Here is an 18,255-nt window from a genome sequence, read left to right on the forward strand (position 1 = left end):
ATAAAGGAGCGCTTTTTTATTTAATGTTGATTTTTTTGCGCTACTCTTTGCGTATAAACCACTATTTTATGATCTAATACATCAATTCCTTGTTGAATCTGCTTCATTTCTTCTAAAGCAAGTCGTTTTTGCTTCTGTAGTAAATCTAAACGATTTTGATTCGTTGAATTTCCTTGATACCACCAAGTTAGATATTGTTTTAAATCTTCGATCGACATGCCAGTTTTTTTCAGGTGCAAGAAAAAATCGATCCATTCCTTATTGCGATCATCATAAATTCGAATATTATTTTGATCTCGTTTTACTGTAATCAAACCTTCTTTTTCGTAAAAACGTAAAGTATAAGGTGTTAAACCAGTCATTTTTGAAAATTCATGAATTTTATAGGCCATCAAAGTTTCCTCCTAGTTAAATATGTATCTTTATTTTACCACTTAGAGCTGAGTTTAAGTCAAACAAAATAAAACGGAGTGTATTGTCTAATGATATCGTCATTGATTTTGTTTCAGATACATTTAAATAAAGATTAGTAATAAAAAAACAAACAGCTGCGTATCCTGGGGTTAGAGAAATGGTTGGTTGTTTTATTTAATAAAGGAATATGTTAGGATAAACAGCTGTTTGAAATAGTAGATTCTGCAAAAACTACTACTTTTTGTTAGAAAGTAAGAATTAGTCTTCGGCTAACTAGATTCTTACCTAATACTGGATTATAAGGAATCGCTCGCTACTTTTTGGTATTCAGGTGGATAGATTTAGGGAAAGCTGTGTTGGTATTACTGGTTTATTTTATTACGCATTGACATAGTACACTTTTTTTGACTGAATAGGTAAAGTATGGTGATTGATTGATTCCAATAATGCCAGCTCGTAAACACCAAGATCTGAATTTAGAAAGTATGTTCGAAAAAAGAGATGTTGGTGTTTACTATTTATAAAAAGAGCGAAAAAAACGGCATTGGTCACCAACCAATACCGTGCAAAAGTACAATGAATAATCATTAAATTATCCAGAAACTTAAAAAATGTAAAAAAACACTAGTATTTCTTACAAATTTTAGGTAAAATGAATAAGTCAATGCGCATTGACTTGGGCAACTTGTATGATCAGTTCTGGCTGATGATACAGGGCTCTGTGATTGGATTTGCTGTCCTTTCGCAGAGTGCCTATTTTTATTTTGTTTTTCGCTCTAATTATCTAATAATATAATCAAAACACAAAAAAATGATATTAGTCAGATACTAATACCATGAAGCGTTCTGTAAATAAGTATTAACTAATTTCAAAGAATAAGCAAAAAGACTGGAAATCTTTTCTTACTTTTAGTACAATGGAAGTAGTCAATGAACTATTGACGGAGGCAACTTGTATTATTAGTTCTGGCTGATAATACAGGGCTCTGCGGGATGATTTGCTGTCTCCTGCAGGGCGCCTTTTTTTATTTTGTTTTGTAATATTATCTTAACTTAAAGACAGGAGTATAGTCAATACAAATTTTCAAAATAGTCAAAATATGGTGAAAGGAACAAAAAAATGAAGGATAATTACAAGTATAGCTACATTTGTTTCTAAATAAAAACTTAACTTTTTGTTCGGTATATTAAAAAATAGTTTTTCTTCTAGAAAGAACAGTATGTATAGAAAAAAATTCCATCTCAATTGAGATGGAATCAATTTTTATTTTATCTTTGGGGAAGATAAATACATGTTACTCTATGTATAGATAATAATATATTTATACTAGAATTGCCACTTCAATATCTTCTTATCGATAATACTTTTTTGAAATGACTAAGGCTCCTTATAAACTACTCTCTCCAAAACTTTGTGTAGTGCATTTTCTCATGTATATTATAATCAATAATTTTTTTTAATAGTGAAAAATCAGTTTCCTGATCCCAAGCTATTTTGATAATATTCTCCGTATGTTGATAACCTGCTTTTTCAATTTCTTCTTTAAATGCTGCAATAGTCACAGTCTCAGGTGCAACTGAAATATGTTTTTTTGATGTGCTATAAGCGATAATAAACGTATCATGATCTGTAAACATAGGCTGATTCCACTTTATCACGACTTTGAGTTGAGGATAATTTTCCTTCATCCAGTCAAAAAGTTCTTCTAGACGTGTACGTTGTTCGGGTTCACTGATATTTGTAATAAATTCATCGATATTTTTCATTTTTCTCCCTCATTTCTTCCTTCTAACATTCATATTATAATATGAATGTTAGAAGGAAGAAAGAATTTGCTTTATGATTGTTGTAAAGTATTCTGTTATTTCGTCAAATTTAAATAGTCTGAGACCGTCATTGTAGTTGAAAATCTGCTCAATGCAGATAGATAGGCTAGTTGAACAAATTCAGCTTTCACTGTTTTTCCGTTAAATGTAAGATCTCTTGTAGCTGTAGCATCAGTTATCAATAGTGGATGTAATCCTAATTCAGCGGCAGCTCGTGTAGTTGAGTCTACACACATATGAGTCATCATACCAGTGATAACTAATTGCTCAATGTGATGTTTATTTAGTAAGTTACTTAGCTCTGTTTTAAAAAAACTGTTTGGAAATTGCTTTTCGATAATAAATGAGTTGTCCTTGACTTTAAAATCTGGATGTAACTTGACTCCTTGAGTTTCTGCTTCAAAGAAGTCTGCACTTTTTTGATGATTGACGTGTTGAATATAGATAATCGGTAATTTTTGTTCAATAAAATGAGCTTCTAAAAGTTGGATTCTTTGCAAAGCTTCAGTAGGTAAGTAGAGCTCCATTTTCCCACCTTTAAAATAATCATTCTGTACATCAATAATCAATAATGCTTGTTTCATTTTATCATCTCCTCGATTTAGTTTACAAAATAAATTATAATAGCAATAAGAAAATTGAAACAGAACATGATGAAAAAATAATCAGTAAAAGACTTTCAATGTGAAAGGAAATAGAAGATGGATTGGTTGGATCAAAAGATTTTAACGTTATTGAAAAAAAATTCTAAGTTATCAAATAAAGAAATTGGTGAAAAAATCCATTTAACAGGACAAGCTGTGGGACAACGAATCATTCGTTTAAAAGAAATAGGAATCATTAAAAATTATACAATCAATTTGAATTACAATGAAAAACAGTTCATTCGTATTTATATGAATAATAATCAGTTTTCTGCATTGGAAAAAGCGGTGAATGGATTTGAAGAAGTTGATGAATTCTATAAGGTAAGTGGTCAAGCGTGCTATCTTGTTGTGGCTCATTTTGATTCTCATGGATTATCTGAGTTTATCGAAAAGGTGTCAAAATGGGCACGATATAGTGTGGAAACGGTAATCGGTGATAGAAAATCTTAAACGTAGCAGGAGGGAACAAACTATGGAAACATACATTGCTTTATTGCGTGGTGTCAATGTTGGTGGAAAAAATCGAGTGGTGATGGCAACATTGAAAGAGCGGTTTGAACAACATGGATTTACAAATGTTGTGACGTATTTAAACAGTGGGAATGTGATTTTTGATAGTGAAGAAACCGATGTTCTACAATTAACACAGGATTGTGAATCGCTGATTGAATCTGAATTTGGATTTAAAATCACAGTGACGATTGTTTCAGGTACTGATTTGTTGGCAGCACTAGAGCGCATGCCAGAATGGTGGAATACAGATAAAGAATCAAAACATAATGTTATTTTTGTGATCCCACCAACGACAACGGAAGAAGTAATCGCATCTGTTGGTGAAGCTAAAGCAGAATATGAAAAGGTTGCACATCATGAACGTGTTATTTTCTGGTCTGCACCAATCAAAACATTTTCTAGAAGTCGCTGGTCAAAAATTGTTGGAACGAAGATGTATAGTCGAATTACGATCCGAAATGCCAATACTGTAAATAAGCTTGCGGAACTAGTGCGAAAAAGTAATTAAAAAAAGCTTGTCTTGGAGGTAACTCGATATAGCTAGTAGTACAGAAAGTTAGTTTAATAGAAATCACAAAATAGCTGGAAAATCATTTGTGTATGGAATGATCTTCTAGCTAATTTTATGTGATATTGAATCTTAGGGACTTTATGCTTATAATGAATATTGGGTTAAAAAGATGGAAACTTGTTGGGAGAAAATAAAAATGTGGCAGTTTATTAAAAATAATTTATTTATGATTAAAAGAGCAGGTTTATTATATAATCTGAAACCTAGAAATACTTTTTTTATTACTTTAGTACTTGGTGCAACTGGGATTCCTAGACTATTAAATAGAAATTTTGTTTCCGGTGGTATTTTACTGTTCATGTTTGTTATTTCTAGTGATTGGGATAATGATATACTTATTTGGATCGGTGTTTTTGATGCTATCACAAGCATTTTTTATAGAGAGCCAGAACAAAAAGAGAAATCTTTTGAGGATAAAAATAAAGTAACTAGGAGTGCAGTAACAAAGGATGTTCAAAAAGAAAAGCCTAAAGAAACGAAAAATGAGAATACTAATGTAATACAAGAAGAAACGGTCAAAATAGGAAATAAAATCTGTCATTTTTGTGGAGCACCAATCCCTTCAAATGAAACAGTTTGTTCGTATTGTAGAATGGAAAGTACACAATAGAAAGTTGAGAAAATAATGAATTTAAAAAAAAGTATTAAAATCTTTTTCGGCATTCTAGCCATTTTTATCATAATCATTCTAGCTTATGTCGGCTATGTCTATTTTAGCTATTCCAGAATTGCGGATGATGTACCAGTCGAAATCAGTCAAAAAGCCAAAGGAAAACAAGCATTAACGAATCAAGAATACAAAATCACAACTTTTAATATCGGCTATGGTTCTTATACACCAGATTACACATTTTTCATGGATGGTGGCAAGCAGTCAAAAGCGGTGAGTAAAGAAAGTGTTGTCGAAAATATCTCTGGAGTGATCGATACGACCAAAAAAATCAATCCAGATTTCGCTTTATTCCAAGAAGTCGATGAAAAAGCTACTCGTAGTCGCAGTGTGGATGAGGTAGCTCAAATCAATCAGCAATTTAATGACTATTCTAGTGTATTTGCAACTAATTATGATTCAGCATTTCTAATGTATCCAATTCTAGATCCAATCGGAAAATCGAAATCGGGTATTCTCACGTTGAGTAATACAGCAATTGAAGAGAGTACTCGTTACAGCTTACCAATCGAAACAAATTTCAATAAATTTTTTGATTTAGATCGCGCGTTTACTGTCTCAAAAATTCCAGTTGAAAACGGCAAATACCTAATGATATATAACGTTCATTTATCTGCATATATCAAAGATCAAAAAATCCAAAAAGAGCAAGTCCATAAATTGTTTGATCATATGGAAAATGAATATAAAAAAGGAAACTATGTAGTTGGCGGTGGAGATTTCAATCATGATCTACTAGACTCTTCGACAGAGACATTTAAGAATGATACAACAGAAGAATATACCTGGCTACAGCCTTTTCCTAAAAAAGAACTACCAGAAAATTTACAAGTTGCAGCTTTTAGGGAAACGAAAAAACCAGTACCGTCAGTTCGTAATCTAGATAAACCTTATCAAGAAGGGGAGTCATTCGTAGCTTTGATTGATGGGTTTATCCTTTCAGATAATGTAGAAAATATCAGTGGGAAAGTGATTAATGCCGAATTTAAACATTCAGATCATAACCCAGTTGAGTTAACATTTAAGTTGAAAAAATAGTAAAAAGAAACGAAGCTAACATTAACAGCTTCGTTTCTTTTTTATTATTTATCCTTCAGTTTTTACAATCGTTTCTTTTCCATCATTTACAATTAATGCTGTGTGACTGGCAACTTTAACACCATCAGCTTCGTAATCTGATCCTGAGAAATTGGCGATTACGGATAACTTATCACCAAATTCAGTTTTCTGAACTAAACGATCTTCAGTAAGTATTTTAAAATCAGTCATTTCATGTTGTAAGGCTGATTTTTGGAAGGGACTCCAAATCTTAGCATTTTCAGAAATATCTTGTTTACGTTCTTCCCAAGCAGCTTTGTCAATGTGCATCATTGGCGGTGTGTTATATAGATACTCTCTCATACGACGCTCATTGGCTTGTCCTTTGATTTTGTAACTATCCCACTCCCATTGATGTGAAGTGATGACAGAACGGTTGTAAACAAGTTTGTAAAGAGGTAAAGAATAAACTGGATCAGTGTACATTGCTTTGTATTCCTCTTTGATTGGTACAACTTTCTTATATTTAGTTGGAATACCGCCATCTAATGCTGCATAGCTTCCTACATAGTATTCACTTTCTTTATTTTCACGCATATCAGGATCTGACCACATGATGACTGGCGTTTCGATTCCATGAGCAAAGACCATATCTTTAGAAGCAAAGTCATTCCCACCTTCAGAACCGACAACTAGACCGTTTTGGTTAAAATAATCCATCCGTTTTAAACGTCCAGCGACATCTTCACTTTGAGAAGTTAAATGTTCAGGGCTATAGTCGTTATAAATTTCACCAGCTGCATCGGTATCTAAGAACCACGAATTAAAAGGAATTTTATTTTGCATGATTCCTGTAAAACGTTCTTCTACATCTGGGAAAATTAGCGTTGGATTTAATTTACGACCTTTACCTAAGAAACCTGCAACTTTTTCACCATTTTTCTTGGCTACCGTGGCATTTTCATAGAGGTCTTTGTTAGGGAAAGAGGCTGTATTCCAGTCGATACTAGCATTTTCTTGAATCGATTGATAAGAATCATAAGGGCCAATTAAATAGCCTTCATCAGCGGCTGTTTTAACCATTTCTGGATTCATTAATCCATTAGCCCAGTTTGGTAAGCCAATCCATGCATTTTCTACGCCGGATTTTTTCATGTCTTTGAAGACATCAGAAGAACTTGCTTGTCCCCATTGCTCAAGAGGTGGTGTTAAATCGCCAATAACACCTGCTAGTAGATGTTTATTAAGAGTGTAACGGTCCTGTTCACTTAGTTTATCGATGCCTTTATCAATTAATTTTTGAGCTTGTGCATCGGGGTTTTTAAATATATCTTTATTATAAAATTGCGGATAAAGTAAAACATAGTTGATAGATGTTAAGAATGTATTCTTTTCAAATTTATAGCCTTCGTTATTTCTAAATGCTTCTATGGCTTTAAGATATTCCTCAGAACCATCTTCACCATATTGTTCTAATAATTCACCAATCCATTGGAAAATAGGTTCGTCTATCATTTGTGGAAGTTTGCCCCACTTGATATCTTCCAGTGTTAAAATACGGCTGTTCCAATAATAAACTTGGAGAGCGCCACGCATTTTTTTGATTTCTGGATTTTCTTTTTCTTTTTCATCTAATGTTTTGAATTCACCTAAATTGATGCGATCCATTTGATATGTTTTAGCGATAGCGACAGGATCATTATCCGTCACGTATAGTCGGTAATTCAACGTTTTATTTTTGTCGAATCCGATAAAATTATGACTTGCTTCTAGAGTAAGGTGAGGTTCTGTATTTGTTAACATGTCACTATTGAATGTATTATCCATGACAAAAGTTGTCGCAAATGTTTTTTGATTTGTTGTGAAAAAGCTCATTGAAAAAGCTTCACTCATGGACAATTCTTCATTTTGCTTAAAGTAAGCTAACCATTCTTTTTGATCGTTGGGAATTGTTTTACCTTCGGCTATAGGTAAAATATAGTTTTTTGCGTCTAATTTTGGCCATGCAAATGTTGTATCTTCATCAGATAAACTTGTAAGAGACACTGCCAGATGATTGTTTTCTTTTTTTAAATGAACGCTGATTTGTTCAGTAGGATACGTCCAACTGATTTCTTTTTTACTTTGTTTTAAATCAGTGATTTCTTTTGATTCTTGAGGTTGCGCAATTGTTTCTTTTTCCCCATTTTCAGTAATAGAAATAGCAAAAGTTTGAGGATCAACCTCGAAAGAAAAATCGGTTTTTGCATAAGTCTTATTTTTTTCCATTTCTTTGTTAGCTATTAAACTCTCTGATTCGCTTGTTGCTTTTGTCTGAGTAAAGCTGCAAGCGGATAAAGAAAGTACAACAGCAGCCAAACTTAAGTAAGTAGTAAATTTTTTCATGATTCCCTCCTAATTTAAAAGCTAGATAATACAAAAGCGTAGTGGATTGCTTAGCTCCAATAAAAAAATAAATGATGCGCTTTTTATCACTATTTTAGTTTCTAGAAGCAACCCATACAACTAATGAATACAAGTTGATCTTAACAAGCTTTTGTTACAGAAAAATGTCAAAATAAAAAAACAAGCGCAAATGCGCGCTTGTTTATTAGGCTTTATAAAAATGTAAAATAAAGATCAACGTTTTATGAACCAATCGTGCTTCAATCGTAAAACCATGTTCATCCATAATCGATTGAACGATAGATAAACCTAAACCAGTTCCTGATAAATTTTTATTTCGCGATTTTTCATGAACATAAAAAGCTTCCCAAAGTTTATTCACATCAAAATCTGATGCTAAGGAGGTTTGATTACTAATAGAAAATTCAATGAATTCATTAGTTTCCCGCCAACTGACTTGAATTTCTTTGTCAGTGGTATATTTAAGTCCATTGGTCAATAAATTCTCAAAAACCCTTCTGATCAAAATAGGATCAGCTTCAATCAGTGAAAGAGGTTTGTCTGCATCTGCCTCTAATAATAAAATGTCTTCTTTTTCCATTGTTGGTGTAAGCTCAATGACTGTTTGATGCCAAGAATCAGATAATTGGATAGGAACTCTATTAATGGGCTGTTGTTGTTCTAATTTCGCATAATCTAACATTTGGTCTACGATATCATTTAATCGCTGGGTTTGCTGTAAAATAACCTCTAGATATGTCCCATCATCTAAGCCATCTTCAATTCCAGAACTATAAGCTTTAATCAAGGCAATGGGGGTTTTTAATTCGTGAGTCAAATCTGCTGTAAATTGTTTGAGTTGCTCATTTTTAGCGAGCAAGTTTTTTTGATAAGCTGCCAAGGCATAGCTCATTTTATTAATGCTAAGAGCCAATTCACCAATTTCATTAGCTGGAATATCATCTGTTGTCACAAATGTCAGTGCTGTGATTTCTTCAGCAACTTTTTTTAAATTAACTAAAGGATCGGTGATTTTTCGAACGGAGATGTAAATCAAAATGATAATCAACAATAAAGTAATACTTAGAGAAATAAAATTAAACGTATTGATCAAATTAGCTGTTTCTGAAAAGTTCACAGTAGAGACACCAATTAAATAAAAAGTATTATCAATTATTTGCATTTTAACTAAGAAACTGGATTTTTGCTTTCCTTGATCAAAGTTTCGTTGAACCGATTGAGAACTATTTTGTAATTGGTTCAGCGTTTCCTGAGTGATCCAAAAACGATTTAATGCCACTTTTTTTCGATTTAATTCTACATTCAGAGCTTCATTGAAGTCATCAAGTGATGTCTCATCTAGATTTCGTGTGACAATAGTGACTTGATTGTTCTCTTCTAGTTCCGCTAGTTGTGTTTCAGAATGATCAGATTGTTGAATGTCCATCATAACGGAGGAAACCTTATGCTCCATTTTTGAAAAATAGTATTGTGGGACTATCAGACTATTTAACACAAACATGACAACAAAGCTGCCAATAATGATTAATGAAAAGGTTAAGGTAAGTGTTGTACTGATTTTTCTAGTTTTCTTTTTCAATGAGATAGCCCACTCCTCTTTTTGTTGTGATGATCTCATCGCCAACTTTTTCACGAAGTCTTCTAATATGTGTATCCACTGTTCGAGCGACTCCATCATAGTCCATACCCCAAACACCAATCAAAAGTTGTTCTCTTGTCAAAATATTGCCGCGATTGTTCACCAACATCATGAGCAAATCAAATTCTTTTTTCGTGAGATCTAACATTTGTTCCTCTTTCCAGACTTTTAAATTACTGGGATCAACCAGCAAGCTCTTTACGTAAAAAGAATGAGTTAAGCCAAGCAATTTTTTGACACGTAATAATAGTACTTGCGGATGAAACGGCTTAGTAATATAGTCATCTGCACCACTGGATAAGGAAAGAAACTCATCTTCACCAGTTGTTTTAGCTGTAAGCATCAAGATTTTTAGAGAACTTTCAGCTTTAATTGTTTTGATAACTTCGATGCCATCAACGTTTGGCATCATCCAGTCAATGATGGCTAAGTCTAACTTTTCTTGATAAAAAACATCCAAGGCTTGCTCACCATCTAGAGCAGTGAAGACAGTAAAACCAGCTTTTTTTAAATACGCACTAACAATTTGCACCATTTCTGGACTGTCATCGGCAACTAAAATGTTCAATGTTAAAAACTCCTTTTAAAGATTTGATATTTTGTGTTTTAGATAAAGAAATAGGCAACCAAATAGAAGTGAAAATAGCCCAATCAAAGGTATATCTACGTGTAAAAAAAGATAACTTGGCTGATTTAAAATAGTTTTCAGCCAAGAGTTAGAAGAGTAGAAAAATTTTGTATAAAGACAGCTAGCTGTGATTATTCCTAGAATAATTCCTGGGACAATTAGTAAAACTGAGTCAAAAAACAGTTCACTAGTTACCCCTATGGTTGAGCTTCCTAACATTTTTTTCGTAATTAATTCTTTTTTCTCCAATAATAAAATATTCTGAAAATGGATAAAGAGATAAGCGATGCCAAATAAAAATAGACCAACACTAAAAATAATGAAGCCGATTTTTAAACTGACCACTAAGGTAATTAAATGATCACTGGAATTTGTTTGAACAATTGATTCCAGTGAAGTTTTCTGCTCTATCGCTTTTTGTTTTTCTACAGCTTCAAACTTTACTGAAAAAATCCAGGCATGAAGAAAAGTTCTTAAGGTAAGGGTATATAGCAAAGCGAAAATACTTCTTAAAAAGAAGGTAGTCTTATTTCTAAGCAGGTAAACGCCACTATCTTTTAAAATATAATATAACTTATACATAAGAATAAGCCTTTCTAGATTTAAGAATAACAGGTTAATATGAGAAAGTCTTTCGATTTGTTTTTACTAATTATCATATCTGTCTAGTTTAAATTCTTCAATCAATTCAATCAGTTTTGTTGCATAATCTGGATCGGTTGCATAACCGCCATTCTGTAGGGCAATGGCTGCTTCTCGATAATTTTTACTAGTTTTAATAGCGTCATAGGTTCCACCTTTTAAAAACTCCATATGATCAATCATAGATTCTTGAATCGTATTATATTTTTTAAAGGAATCATCTATTGTAATTCGTTCACCGTTGATAAATTCATCTGTTGGCATAATGCTTGACTGATCATTATAAGCACCTTTAATACCAAATAAATTTTTTGCTTCCACTGCTAAATCACTGCGTCCCCAGTCAGATTCCAAGATTGCTTGAGCAATGGTGATACTTGCAAATAAGCTCGTTTGTTTTTGTAAAAGTTTAGCTTCAGATGCTATGTCATCAATAAAATTTTGTTGGTATGCAATTGTTTCATCTTGGATTGGTTGCTCTTCTTTATTAAACATAAGAAGAATGCTAGCAAATGAAAGAATCAGAATTAATAAAATGGGGAAGATATTTTGTTTTTTAAGGACTGCTTGATTCATAATAATAACCTCTTTTCTTATTGGTGAGCTACATATAAATCAGCTCTTTTCTCCTTTATTACCCAAGAGCTGACGAAATTCGTCTAGCGTTCTATTTAAGTAACTAAATTCAGTATAGAGGTCTAATGTTACAAAAATATGCCAACTAAGTTAATATTTATTGGGTTTTAGTAAGAAATGATTCATTTTGATTAAAAACAAACAAAAATAATCTTTTTTTTTGAAATAAAAAAAGTGAAACAAACTTCTTTACAACTCGGAAAAAATCATTTATGATTATTTTTGAAGATACCCCTATGGGTATAAAGGAGGATGTTATGTTTTCGTTTTTTAAAGGAAATTCTATTAATACAAGTGAACTTCAGAAAAAGTTAGTATCAAAACCAGAAGTTATTGATGTTCGAGAAAAAGTCGAATTTTCATCAGGTCATATACCTGGAGCAAAGAATATACCCCTAAGTAAAGTGGTTTCTTATACCACAAAAGACAAAGGTTCTGTATATGTGATTTGTCAATCAGGTATGAGAAGTCGTCAAGCAGTCAAACAATTAAAAAATAAAGGGATCGATGCAATTAATGTCAAGGGTGGAATGAATGCTTGGCGTGGAGATATCAGAGGAGGAAAACTATAATGCGTGTAGTAATTATTGGTGGTGTAGCAGGAGGAATGTCAGCTGCTACAAGATTAAGAAGATTATCTGAAGAGATTGAAATCATTGTTTTAGAAAAAGGACCCTATGTTTCTTTTGCAAATTGCGGGTTACCCTACTATGTATCTGGAGAAATCAGCGAACGCTCAGAATTGATTTTACAAACACCAGAACAATTGAAAAAAAGATTTAATATCAATGTTTATCCAGAAACAGAAGCAATCAAAATTGATCGACAAAATAAAACTGTTTTGACACATTCAAAAGGTAAAGAAGAAGAAATCAGTTATGATAAATTGATTCTTTCTCCAGGAGCAGAACCAGTTGTTCCAGCAATTGAAGGTTTAGCCGAAGCAACAAATGTTTATACGTTAAGAAATGTTCCAGATGTTGACAAAATTGTCGATGCAGTGAAAAAGGAACAACCTAAAAAAGCAGTCGTGATTGGTGCAGGATTTATCGGTTTGGAAATGGCGGAAAACTTACAACATCTAGACATTGATGTCACTCTAGTTGAAGCAGCACCACAAATTTTACCACCTTTAGATGAGGAGATGGCCGCTTTTGTTGAAAAAGAATTGAAGCAAAAGGGAATCACTGTTTACACAGGTGCAGGAGCAACTGCTTTTAAAGAATCAGGTAAAAAAATCGAATTAAGCTCTGGAGAAACAATTACAAGTGATTTTACAATCTTATCAATAGGAGTTAAGCCGTCAAGTAATCTAGCGGTCGATGCAGGGATAGAAACTGGTTTGCGAGAGGGTATCTTAGTCAATCAATCCTACCAAACCAATGATCCTGACGTATATGCTGTTGGAGATGCTATTGTTGTAAAACAGCAAATCACCGGAGAGGATGCTATGATTTCACTTGCATCACCAGCGAATCGTCAAGGAAGACAAGTAGCAGATGTGATTGCAGGTGTTTCTAGAAAAAATCAAGGTAGCATTGGAACCGCAATCGTTCGAGTATTTGATCTTGCTGCAGCCAGCACAGGGTTGAGTGAACGCCAGTTGCGTAATAGTAATCTAGAATATAAAGCTGTTCATACAACGTCTAAGAGCCATGCAGGGTATTTTCCAGGAAGTCATCCTATCATAATGAAACTTCTATTTCATCCTACAACTGGTAAAATTTATGGAGCGCAAGCAATTGGAGCTGATGGCGTAGACAAACGAATCGATATTATTGCTACTTCAATCAAAGCAGGGCTGACAGTTATGGATTTACCTGAACTAGAATTTACTTATGCACCACCTTTTGGTTCAGCGAAAGATCCTGTTAATATGATTGGCTATGCTGCTGCAAATATTATTGAAGGTTTTTCTGATAATATTCAATATTATGAATTGAAAGATGCTTTGGAAAAAGGTGCTTATCTACTTGATGTAAGAAATCCAGGTGAGTTAAAGAACAATGGCGCATTACCTCATGCTGAGAATATTCCGTTGGATGAATTAAGAGCTCGCTTGACGGAATTACCAACAGATAAAGAAATCATTGTTAGTTGTCAAAGTGGGCAACGTAGCTACTTAGCTGAACGGATTTTGAAAAACAATGGGTTTACCGTTAAAAATTTAGATGGTGCTTTTCAAATATATAGTACAATTTACCCTCAGGAGGTTATTAAATAATGTATAAATCAACCATGATCGATGAATTTGAACAATTAGAAAAAAGAAATGACTTAGCAATTATAGATGTACGTGAAGATGACGAATATCGTTCTGGACATATCAAAGGGGCGAAAAGCATGCCTTTGAGTACGCTACAGGAGACAGCAGAGTCGCTTGATAAGGGACAACATTATTATATTATTTGTCTTTCTGGCGGACGCTCACAAATGGCTAGTGAATATTTTGCCTCATTAGGTTATGATGTAACTAATGTGATGGGCGGCATGTCCGCTTGGAGAGGAGAGGTTGTTGATGGCTTGTGATCCTAAATTAGCCAATCGATTAAAACGTTCTGAAGGGCAAATTCGTGGGATTTTAAAAATGATGGAAGACGGTAAAGACTGTCGGGAAGTCGTTACTCAATTAATGGCAGTTCGTTCTAGTATTGATAAAGTCATCGGTCTTGTAGTGACTGAAAATCTGAAACAGTGTATGGAAGATAAAGATGTCGATCTCGCAGGTGAAGACATGGCAAAAGCACTAGAAATGATTGTAAAGACAAGATAATATAAAATAAGAGATAATTAGAGATAACGTCTATCTGTGAGGTTATCTCTTATTTTATATACTGAATAACAGTTGTCTATTCTTCAAATATAGTACCATTTAAAATATCAATAATGTGTTCAGTGTTGATATTTTTAACGGTTTTTTCCAAATCCTTGGAATTCAGCAAAATTAGCGAGCAATAACTCATAATAAACAGGTTTATCGTTTAATATTTTTAAAAACAACTCCTTAGGAATACTAAAAATTGTTGCTTTTTCACTGATAACTCGAATTATTAAAAGCGATGGAGAGTTACAAAACTTAAATGGTTCCTATCACTATGATTTTGTTGGTGAATATAGTAAATTAGTGTTGGATTTTAAAGACAATGGGTAGTCTATCCAGATTGTTTTACATTATACATTATCTTAGTTTGCATAATAAGGCTAAAGCGACTATATTTTTTTACTAAACCTATTGAAACAATGACTATTGATTGAGATAATAGCAAAGAAAAGAGGGATCATATGGGACAAATTTGGCTTGAACGATTACTTCGCTGGAATGCAAAGGTTCAAAAATTATTGGTAGGAAGATATGCGCAAATGGATCAATTAAACAATACTTTGATGAAGGTAAGTCTGATCTTATTATTGCTAAATCTATTTTTACCGACATCGATTGCGTTTTGGCTTGCGGCGTTACTTTTACTATGGATGAATTATCGTTTTTTCTCTAAAAGAATTTATCCACGTTCCAATGAAAATACACGCTATATAGTCAAGACACAGCAGTTGAAAAAGAAATTTCACACTGTAAAAGAAAGAGTCAAAGCACGTAAAATCTATACCTTTTTTAAATGTCCAAATTGTAAACAACAATTGCGGGCACCTAAAGGAAAAGGCAAAATAAAAGTGACCTGTTCAACTTGTAAAGAACAATTCAATAAATCAGTTTAAGGAACAACGGTTCTTATCAAATAATGTTGGTGGAATTCAAGTATTTAAAGTGAATAGTATTTACCCTAGAGGAAATCCTCTAGGTTTTTTTTATTTGGTTGAAAAAGCAACATGCTGAAACATAGTTTTATCCTCAACTTAACATTGTATAACTTTAGAAAGTCATAAGCTGTGTTCTTCAGTGTTCTTAATATAGATATTTAAACATCTCAAATGTTTATTAGAATAAGGCGATGCTAGTATGTTGTAACATTAATAAAAGATAAGCTTATTCTTTGTATTTTTCTTAATTTTAATTAATGCTATCTTTCTGAAAAAATCAGACTAGAATACTTTTTGTGATAAAAAGAAATATTTAAATATATCAACAATATATTATTTTTATTTTTTTGTTTAATTTCACTTAAATATAGATTACACACATCTGTAAGTAGATTTAAATTAAATAAAAATATAAATTAAATTTAAATGTGAATAAAATGAAATAAAACGTTGACATAAGATTGAAATGAAAGTATCATTGGTAGATGACAATCAATAATTTTAAAAAAAGGAGAAATATAAATTAAAACATATAGATAACAAAATTAAAAAAATAAGCAGTTTTATATTTTGGGAAATTGTAATAAAAGGTAGCATACAGAAAGTATTCTGGACGAGAGAGCTGAGAAACGAATACAGAGTATGTTTACTATAAAAGGAAAAGGATGATAGGCAATTTGTTTATGAATAATGTAAAAAAAGTACTTGTAAAGTACAAATCAATTTATTTGAGTGAACTGGCGATTTTGTGTGGATGGGTTATTTATCTTAATAGATTCCTAGTATTCTATGATGAAGCATTATTTTTTGTAGATAAGAAAGCACGTTTGATAATACAGCTCATTTTTATTACAAACTATTATTTAAAAGAGCTACTGTTTTATTTATCAACAGGTTTTATCTTAATCGTGCTAAATTTATTTTTAATGCTATTTTTTTATCTAAAAACGAAAAAAGAAATCAAAATGAAGAAAATTTGTAAATACAGTTTGATGGTATTCGCCAGTATATATATTAGTACCTTAGTAATAGTCTTGTCGACTAAATTATGGGCATATTTCCTGGTGATTACCATATTTGCGTTCACGATAGTTTATGTGACTTATGCTATTACTAATAGAAAGTATATAGAAGAAGACGAAGATGTATATAAGGATGGGGATATTATTAAGACTTTAGGACCTTATAAGACGGAAAAAGAAATATCGAAATATGTACAGAAATTTTCAGAATATTGGAGTGAACAATTTGAAGTAAAAGGATTTCGTTTAATAATAGATCAATGCCAAAAGAATCAACACTATTACGTCAATATTACGATTAAATCTAAAGATAAAAAAAATTAATAAGGAGTGTTAGGTTTTTGATGAAAAAGATAAGTATTCGTCTATCTATGTTCTGTATCTTATTTTTTGTAACAATAACTGTTTTTTCTGAAGTTAGCTTAGCAGCTAATGATGATAATAATCTAGGGTATCTGGTATCAACTGTTAAACCGAATTCTCAGATTGATCCAGAAAAAAGCTATTTTTATTTACAAACAGTACCAGGGCAAGAGCAAACGTTGGAAGTGAAAGTGAAAAGTACTCGAAAAGAACCAGTTAAGTTAAACATCTTTTCGACTGATGCTATTACAGGGGAAGGGGGAACTATTGAATACGCAGATAGTGATGCTAAAAAAGATGAGTCTTTGCATGACCCTGTCTCTTCGCTAATACAAATTGAAACGCCTACCCTAACGATAGAAAATTTTGAGGAAAAAATTGTTAAGTTTCGATTAACTCCACCTAAAAAAACATATGATGGGGTAAAAATGGGTGCCCTTGTTTTTGCTATAAACGACAATAAAAATAAATCTGGGGTTTCAACACAATTTTCTTATCGAATTGGTGTGATCTTGTCCGAATCAGGAGATGAATTCAATAATTCACAAAAACTATTTTTAAAAGATGTGAAAGCTTCAATAAAACGGGGGAAGAAAATGGTTTTAGCAAATCTTCAAAATTCAGAACCCAAAATTATGGAAAACCTAGAAATTATTGCTACTGTAAAAAAAAGTGGCAGTGATGAAGTCGTTAAGAAAAAAAGTGTTAATAACTATTCTATGGCACCAAACAGCAATTTTGATTTTGAAATGGATTGGGGAATCGAACAATTGCCTTCAGGAGTATACACATTGTCCATGGATGCTAAAAATGATTTTTATGACTGGCACTTTTCCAAAGAATTCAAAATTAGTAACGCACAAGCAAAAAAGATCAACAATGAAAGTGAATTTAAGCTTGTTACCCCTACCTGGGTAAAGATAATTACCATTGTATTATTTATAGTAACAGGGACAATTATTATGATCTTACTCGTTAGAAGAAGACGCTGGGAAAATAGATGGAAAGATTTAAAAATTATGAAAAGAAAAAATAAAAAGAGAAAGCAATCGAGAAACGCACGGATGGAAAGTTGGTGACAATTTGAAACAAATATTCTGTGTATTATTTATAATAAGTACCTTACTTATAATGATGAATGTATTTTTCAAAAGAGTCGAAGCATCATCAAATAAAAAAACAGATGCAGGTATTTCTTTTCAACAAAACACGCAACAATCAACTAATCCAAAAGACTTAATTTATCAACCAGTTGAAGCTTTGAAGATGGATTCAAGATTGCTACCGCAGACAGGAGAAATGTTGTTATCGTTTATCCTACTTTTATCAGGAGTGTCGGTATTGATTGTTTTTATTGGGGTTATTAATTTAAAAAAAATATATGACTTAAACTTATTGGAGTGAATTATGACAAATTATTTATGGATATATTTATTAGGAAGTATTAGCTTTATAACATTAGTCTTTTTTCTTGTGACATTTT

Annotated in this window: 20 protein-coding genes; 12 read left to right on the forward strand and 8 right to left on the reverse strand. The window is 32.4% G+C overall.

The window, feature by feature from the left end; all coding sequences use genetic code 11:
- Nucleotides 1-20: 20 nt before the first annotated feature.
- From AC4BB2_RS03970 to AC4BB2_RS03980, 3 genes are all read right to left on the reverse strand, one after another.
- Entirely contained in the window at nucleotides 21-392 is a 372-nt protein-coding gene (locus tag AC4BB2_RS03970) for a MerR family transcriptional regulator (protein WP_490474142.1), read from the reverse strand.
- A 1,417-nt stretch (nucleotides 393-1,809) separates the two neighbouring features.
- Nucleotides 1,810-2,181: an iron chaperone gene (locus tag AC4BB2_RS03975; protein WP_490474143.1), complete on the reverse strand. Its 372-nt coding sequence runs from the start codon at nucleotides 2,179-2,181 to the stop codon at nucleotides 1,810-1,812.
- 95 nt (nucleotides 2,182-2,276) lie between these two features.
- Nucleotides 2,277-2,825: a cysteine hydrolase family protein gene (locus AC4BB2_RS03980; RefSeq protein ID WP_490474144.1), complete on the reverse strand. Its 549-nt coding sequence runs from the start codon at nucleotides 2,823-2,825 to the stop codon at nucleotides 2,277-2,279.
- Between the two features lie 117 nt (nucleotides 2,826-2,942).
- Between AC4BB2_RS03980 and AC4BB2_RS03985 the strand changes: the two genes are divergently transcribed.
- The 4 genes from AC4BB2_RS03985 (at nucleotide 2,943) to AC4BB2_RS04000 (ending at nucleotide 5,680) form a co-directional block, all read left to right on the forward strand.
- On the forward strand, nucleotides 2,943-3,338 hold the full coding sequence (locus AC4BB2_RS03985) for an Lrp/AsnC family transcriptional regulator (protein ID WP_490474145.1): 396 nt from the start codon (nucleotides 2,943-2,945) through the stop codon (nucleotides 3,336-3,338).
- A gap of 22 nt (nucleotides 3,339-3,360) precedes the next feature.
- Nucleotides 3,361-3,909 (forward strand): DUF1697 domain-containing protein, encoded by a 549-nt coding sequence (locus tag AC4BB2_RS03990; protein WP_490474146.1) that lies wholly within the window; start codon nucleotides 3,361-3,363, stop codon nucleotides 3,907-3,909.
- A gap of 199 nt (nucleotides 3,910-4,108) precedes the next feature.
- The gene (locus AC4BB2_RS03995) at nucleotides 4,109-4,582 is read left to right on the forward strand and encodes a hypothetical protein (RefSeq protein WP_490474147.1); all 474 of its coding nucleotides are present in this window, start codon (nucleotides 4,109-4,111) and stop codon (nucleotides 4,580-4,582) included.
- A 15-nt stretch (nucleotides 4,583-4,597) separates the two neighbouring features.
- Nucleotides 4,598-5,680 carry an endonuclease/exonuclease/phosphatase family protein gene (locus tag AC4BB2_RS04000; protein ID WP_490474148.1) on the forward strand — a complete coding sequence of 361 codons (1,083 nt, stop codon included), beginning with the start codon at nucleotides 4,598-4,600 and terminating at the stop codon, nucleotides 5,678-5,680.
- 48 nt (nucleotides 5,681-5,728) lie between these two features.
- On the opposite strand, the gene AC4BB2_RS04005 is transcribed toward AC4BB2_RS04000, so the two are convergent.
- From AC4BB2_RS04005 to AC4BB2_RS04025, 5 genes are all read right to left on the reverse strand, one after another.
- Nucleotides 5,729-8,065, reverse strand: a complete 2,337-nt coding sequence (locus AC4BB2_RS04005) for a glycoside hydrolase (RefSeq protein WP_490474149.1) — start codon at nucleotides 8,063-8,065, stop codon at nucleotides 5,729-5,731.
- Between the two features lie 205 nt (nucleotides 8,066-8,270).
- Nucleotides 8,271-9,665, reverse strand: coding sequence for a sensor histidine kinase (locus AC4BB2_RS04010; protein ID WP_490474150.1), 1,395 nt, complete (start codon nucleotides 9,663-9,665; stop codon nucleotides 8,271-8,273).
- Nucleotides 9,649-10,293 (reverse strand): response regulator transcription factor, encoded by a 645-nt coding sequence (locus tag AC4BB2_RS04015; protein WP_490474151.1) that lies wholly within the window; start codon nucleotides 10,291-10,293, stop codon nucleotides 9,649-9,651. Before AC4BB2_RS04015 ends, AC4BB2_RS04010 begins: the two co-directional genes overlap by 17 nt.
- A 15-nt stretch (nucleotides 10,294-10,308) precedes the next feature.
- Nucleotides 10,309-10,935 carry a hypothetical protein gene (locus AC4BB2_RS04020; RefSeq protein ID WP_490474152.1) on the reverse strand — a complete coding sequence of 209 codons (627 nt, stop codon included), beginning with the start codon at nucleotides 10,933-10,935 and terminating at the stop codon, nucleotides 10,309-10,311.
- A gap of 66 nt (nucleotides 10,936-11,001) precedes the next feature.
- Nucleotides 11,002-11,571 carry a glycoside hydrolase family 73 protein gene (locus AC4BB2_RS04025; protein ID WP_490474153.1) on the reverse strand — a complete coding sequence of 190 codons (570 nt, stop codon included), beginning with the start codon at nucleotides 11,569-11,571 and terminating at the stop codon, nucleotides 11,002-11,004.
- Nucleotides 11,572-11,888: 317 nt separating this feature from the next.
- Between AC4BB2_RS04025 and AC4BB2_RS04030 the strand changes: the two genes are divergently transcribed.
- The 8 genes from AC4BB2_RS04030 to AC4BB2_RS04065 all read left to right on the forward strand — a co-directional run bounded on the left by AC4BB2_RS04030 (nucleotide 11,889) and on the right by AC4BB2_RS04065 (nucleotide 18,176).
- Complete coding sequence (locus tag AC4BB2_RS04030; protein WP_490474154.1) at nucleotides 11,889-12,203, forward strand: rhodanese-like domain-containing protein; 315 nt, start codon at nucleotides 11,889-11,891, stop codon at nucleotides 12,201-12,203.
- Nucleotides 12,203-13,855 carry an FAD-dependent oxidoreductase gene (locus AC4BB2_RS04035; RefSeq protein ID WP_490474155.1) on the forward strand — a complete coding sequence of 551 codons (1,653 nt, stop codon included), beginning with the start codon at nucleotides 12,203-12,205 and terminating at the stop codon, nucleotides 13,853-13,855. The genes AC4BB2_RS04030 and AC4BB2_RS04035 overlap by 1 nt, the downstream gene beginning before the upstream one ends.
- Complete coding sequence (locus tag AC4BB2_RS04040; RefSeq protein ID WP_490474156.1) at nucleotides 13,855-14,160, forward strand: rhodanese-like domain-containing protein; 306 nt, start codon at nucleotides 13,855-13,857, stop codon at nucleotides 14,158-14,160. Before AC4BB2_RS04035 ends, AC4BB2_RS04040 begins: the two co-directional genes overlap by 1 nt.
- A complete protein-coding gene (locus tag AC4BB2_RS04045) occupies nucleotides 14,150-14,404 on the forward strand; it encodes a metal-sensitive transcriptional regulator (RefSeq protein ID WP_490474157.1) in 255 nt (84 codons plus the stop codon). The genes AC4BB2_RS04040 and AC4BB2_RS04045 overlap by 11 nt, the downstream gene beginning before the upstream one ends.
- 509 nt (nucleotides 14,405-14,913) lie before the next feature.
- Nucleotides 14,914-15,345: a hypothetical protein gene (locus tag AC4BB2_RS04050; RefSeq protein WP_490474158.1), complete on the forward strand. Its 432-nt coding sequence runs from the start codon at nucleotides 14,914-14,916 to the stop codon at nucleotides 15,343-15,345.
- 725 nt (nucleotides 15,346-16,070) lie between these two features.
- Nucleotides 16,071-16,733 (forward strand): hypothetical protein, encoded by a 663-nt coding sequence (locus AC4BB2_RS04055; protein ID WP_490474159.1) that lies wholly within the window; start codon nucleotides 16,071-16,073, stop codon nucleotides 16,731-16,733.
- Between the two features lie 20 nt (nucleotides 16,734-16,753).
- Nucleotides 16,754-17,851: a WxLIP family cell surface protein gene (locus AC4BB2_RS04060; protein ID WP_490474160.1), complete on the forward strand. Its 1,098-nt coding sequence runs from the start codon at nucleotides 16,754-16,756 to the stop codon at nucleotides 17,849-17,851.
- A gap of 52 nt (nucleotides 17,852-17,903) precedes the next feature.
- On the forward strand, nucleotides 17,904-18,176 hold the full coding sequence (locus tag AC4BB2_RS04065) for a hypothetical protein (protein WP_490474161.1): 273 nt from the start codon (nucleotides 17,904-17,906) through the stop codon (nucleotides 18,174-18,176).
- The last annotated feature ends 79 nt before the right edge of the window (nucleotides 18,177-18,255 follow it).

It is taken from the genome of Enterococcus sp. AAFC-DPL-5146, assembly GCF_058216635.1.

What these genes read in the sequence shown, in the direction of transcription:
- AC4BB2_RS03980 (WP_490474144.1), bottom strand. Translation starts at nt 2,825, where the DNA reads ATGAAACAAGCATTATTGATTATTGATGTACAGAATGATTATTTTAAA.
- AC4BB2_RS03970 (WP_490474142.1), bottom strand. Translation starts at nt 392, where the DNA reads ATGGCCTATAAAATTCATGAATTTTCAAAAATGACTGGTTTAACACCT.
- AC4BB2_RS03990 (WP_490474146.1), top strand. Translation starts at nt 3,361, where the DNA reads ATGGAAACATACATTGCTTTATTGCGTGGTGTCAATGTTGGTGGAAAA.
- AC4BB2_RS04030 (WP_490474154.1), top strand. Translation starts at nt 11,889, where the DNA reads ATGTTTTCGTTTTTTAAAGGAAATTCTATTAATACAAGTGAACTTCAG.
- AC4BB2_RS04060 (WP_490474160.1), top strand. Translation starts at nt 16,754, where the DNA reads ATGAAAAAGATAAGTATTCGTCTATCTATGTTCTGTATCTTATTTTTT.
- AC4BB2_RS04025 (WP_490474153.1), bottom strand. Translation starts at nt 11,571, where the DNA reads ATGAATCAAGCAGTCCTTAAAAAACAAAATATCTTCCCCATTTTATTA.
- AC4BB2_RS04040 (WP_490474156.1), top strand. Translation starts at nt 13,855, where the DNA reads ATGTATAAATCAACCATGATCGATGAATTTGAACAATTAGAAAAAAGA.
- AC4BB2_RS04035 (WP_490474155.1), top strand. Translation starts at nt 12,203, where the DNA reads ATGCGTGTAGTAATTATTGGTGGTGTAGCAGGAGGAATGTCAGCTGCT.
- AC4BB2_RS04050 (WP_490474158.1), top strand. Translation starts at nt 14,914, where the DNA reads ATGGGACAAATTTGGCTTGAACGATTACTTCGCTGGAATGCAAAGGTT.
- AC4BB2_RS03995 (WP_490474147.1), top strand. Translation starts at nt 4,109, where the DNA reads ATGTGGCAGTTTATTAAAAATAATTTATTTATGATTAAAAGAGCAGGT.
- AC4BB2_RS04045 (WP_490474157.1), top strand. Translation starts at nt 14,150, where the DNA reads ATGGCTTGTGATCCTAAATTAGCCAATCGATTAAAACGTTCTGAAGGG.
- AC4BB2_RS04020 (WP_490474152.1), bottom strand. Translation starts at nt 10,935, where the DNA reads ATGTATAAGTTATATTATATTTTAAAAGATAGTGGCGTTTACCTGCTT.
- AC4BB2_RS03975 (WP_490474143.1), bottom strand. Translation starts at nt 2,181, where the DNA reads ATGAAAAATATCGATGAATTTATTACAAATATCAGTGAACCCGAACAA.
- AC4BB2_RS04005 (WP_490474149.1), bottom strand. Translation starts at nt 8,065, where the DNA reads ATGAAAAAATTTACTACTTACTTAAGTTTGGCTGCTGTTGTACTTTCT.
- AC4BB2_RS04065 (WP_490474161.1), top strand. Translation starts at nt 17,904, where the DNA reads ATGATGAATGTATTTTTCAAAAGAGTCGAAGCATCATCAAATAAAAAA.
- AC4BB2_RS04000 (WP_490474148.1), top strand. Translation starts at nt 4,598, where the DNA reads ATGAATTTAAAAAAAAGTATTAAAATCTTTTTCGGCATTCTAGCCATT.
- AC4BB2_RS04055 (WP_490474159.1), top strand. Translation starts at nt 16,071, where the DNA reads ATGAATAATGTAAAAAAAGTACTTGTAAAGTACAAATCAATTTATTTG.
- AC4BB2_RS03985 (WP_490474145.1), top strand. Translation starts at nt 2,943, where the DNA reads ATGGATTGGTTGGATCAAAAGATTTTAACGTTATTGAAAAAAAATTCT.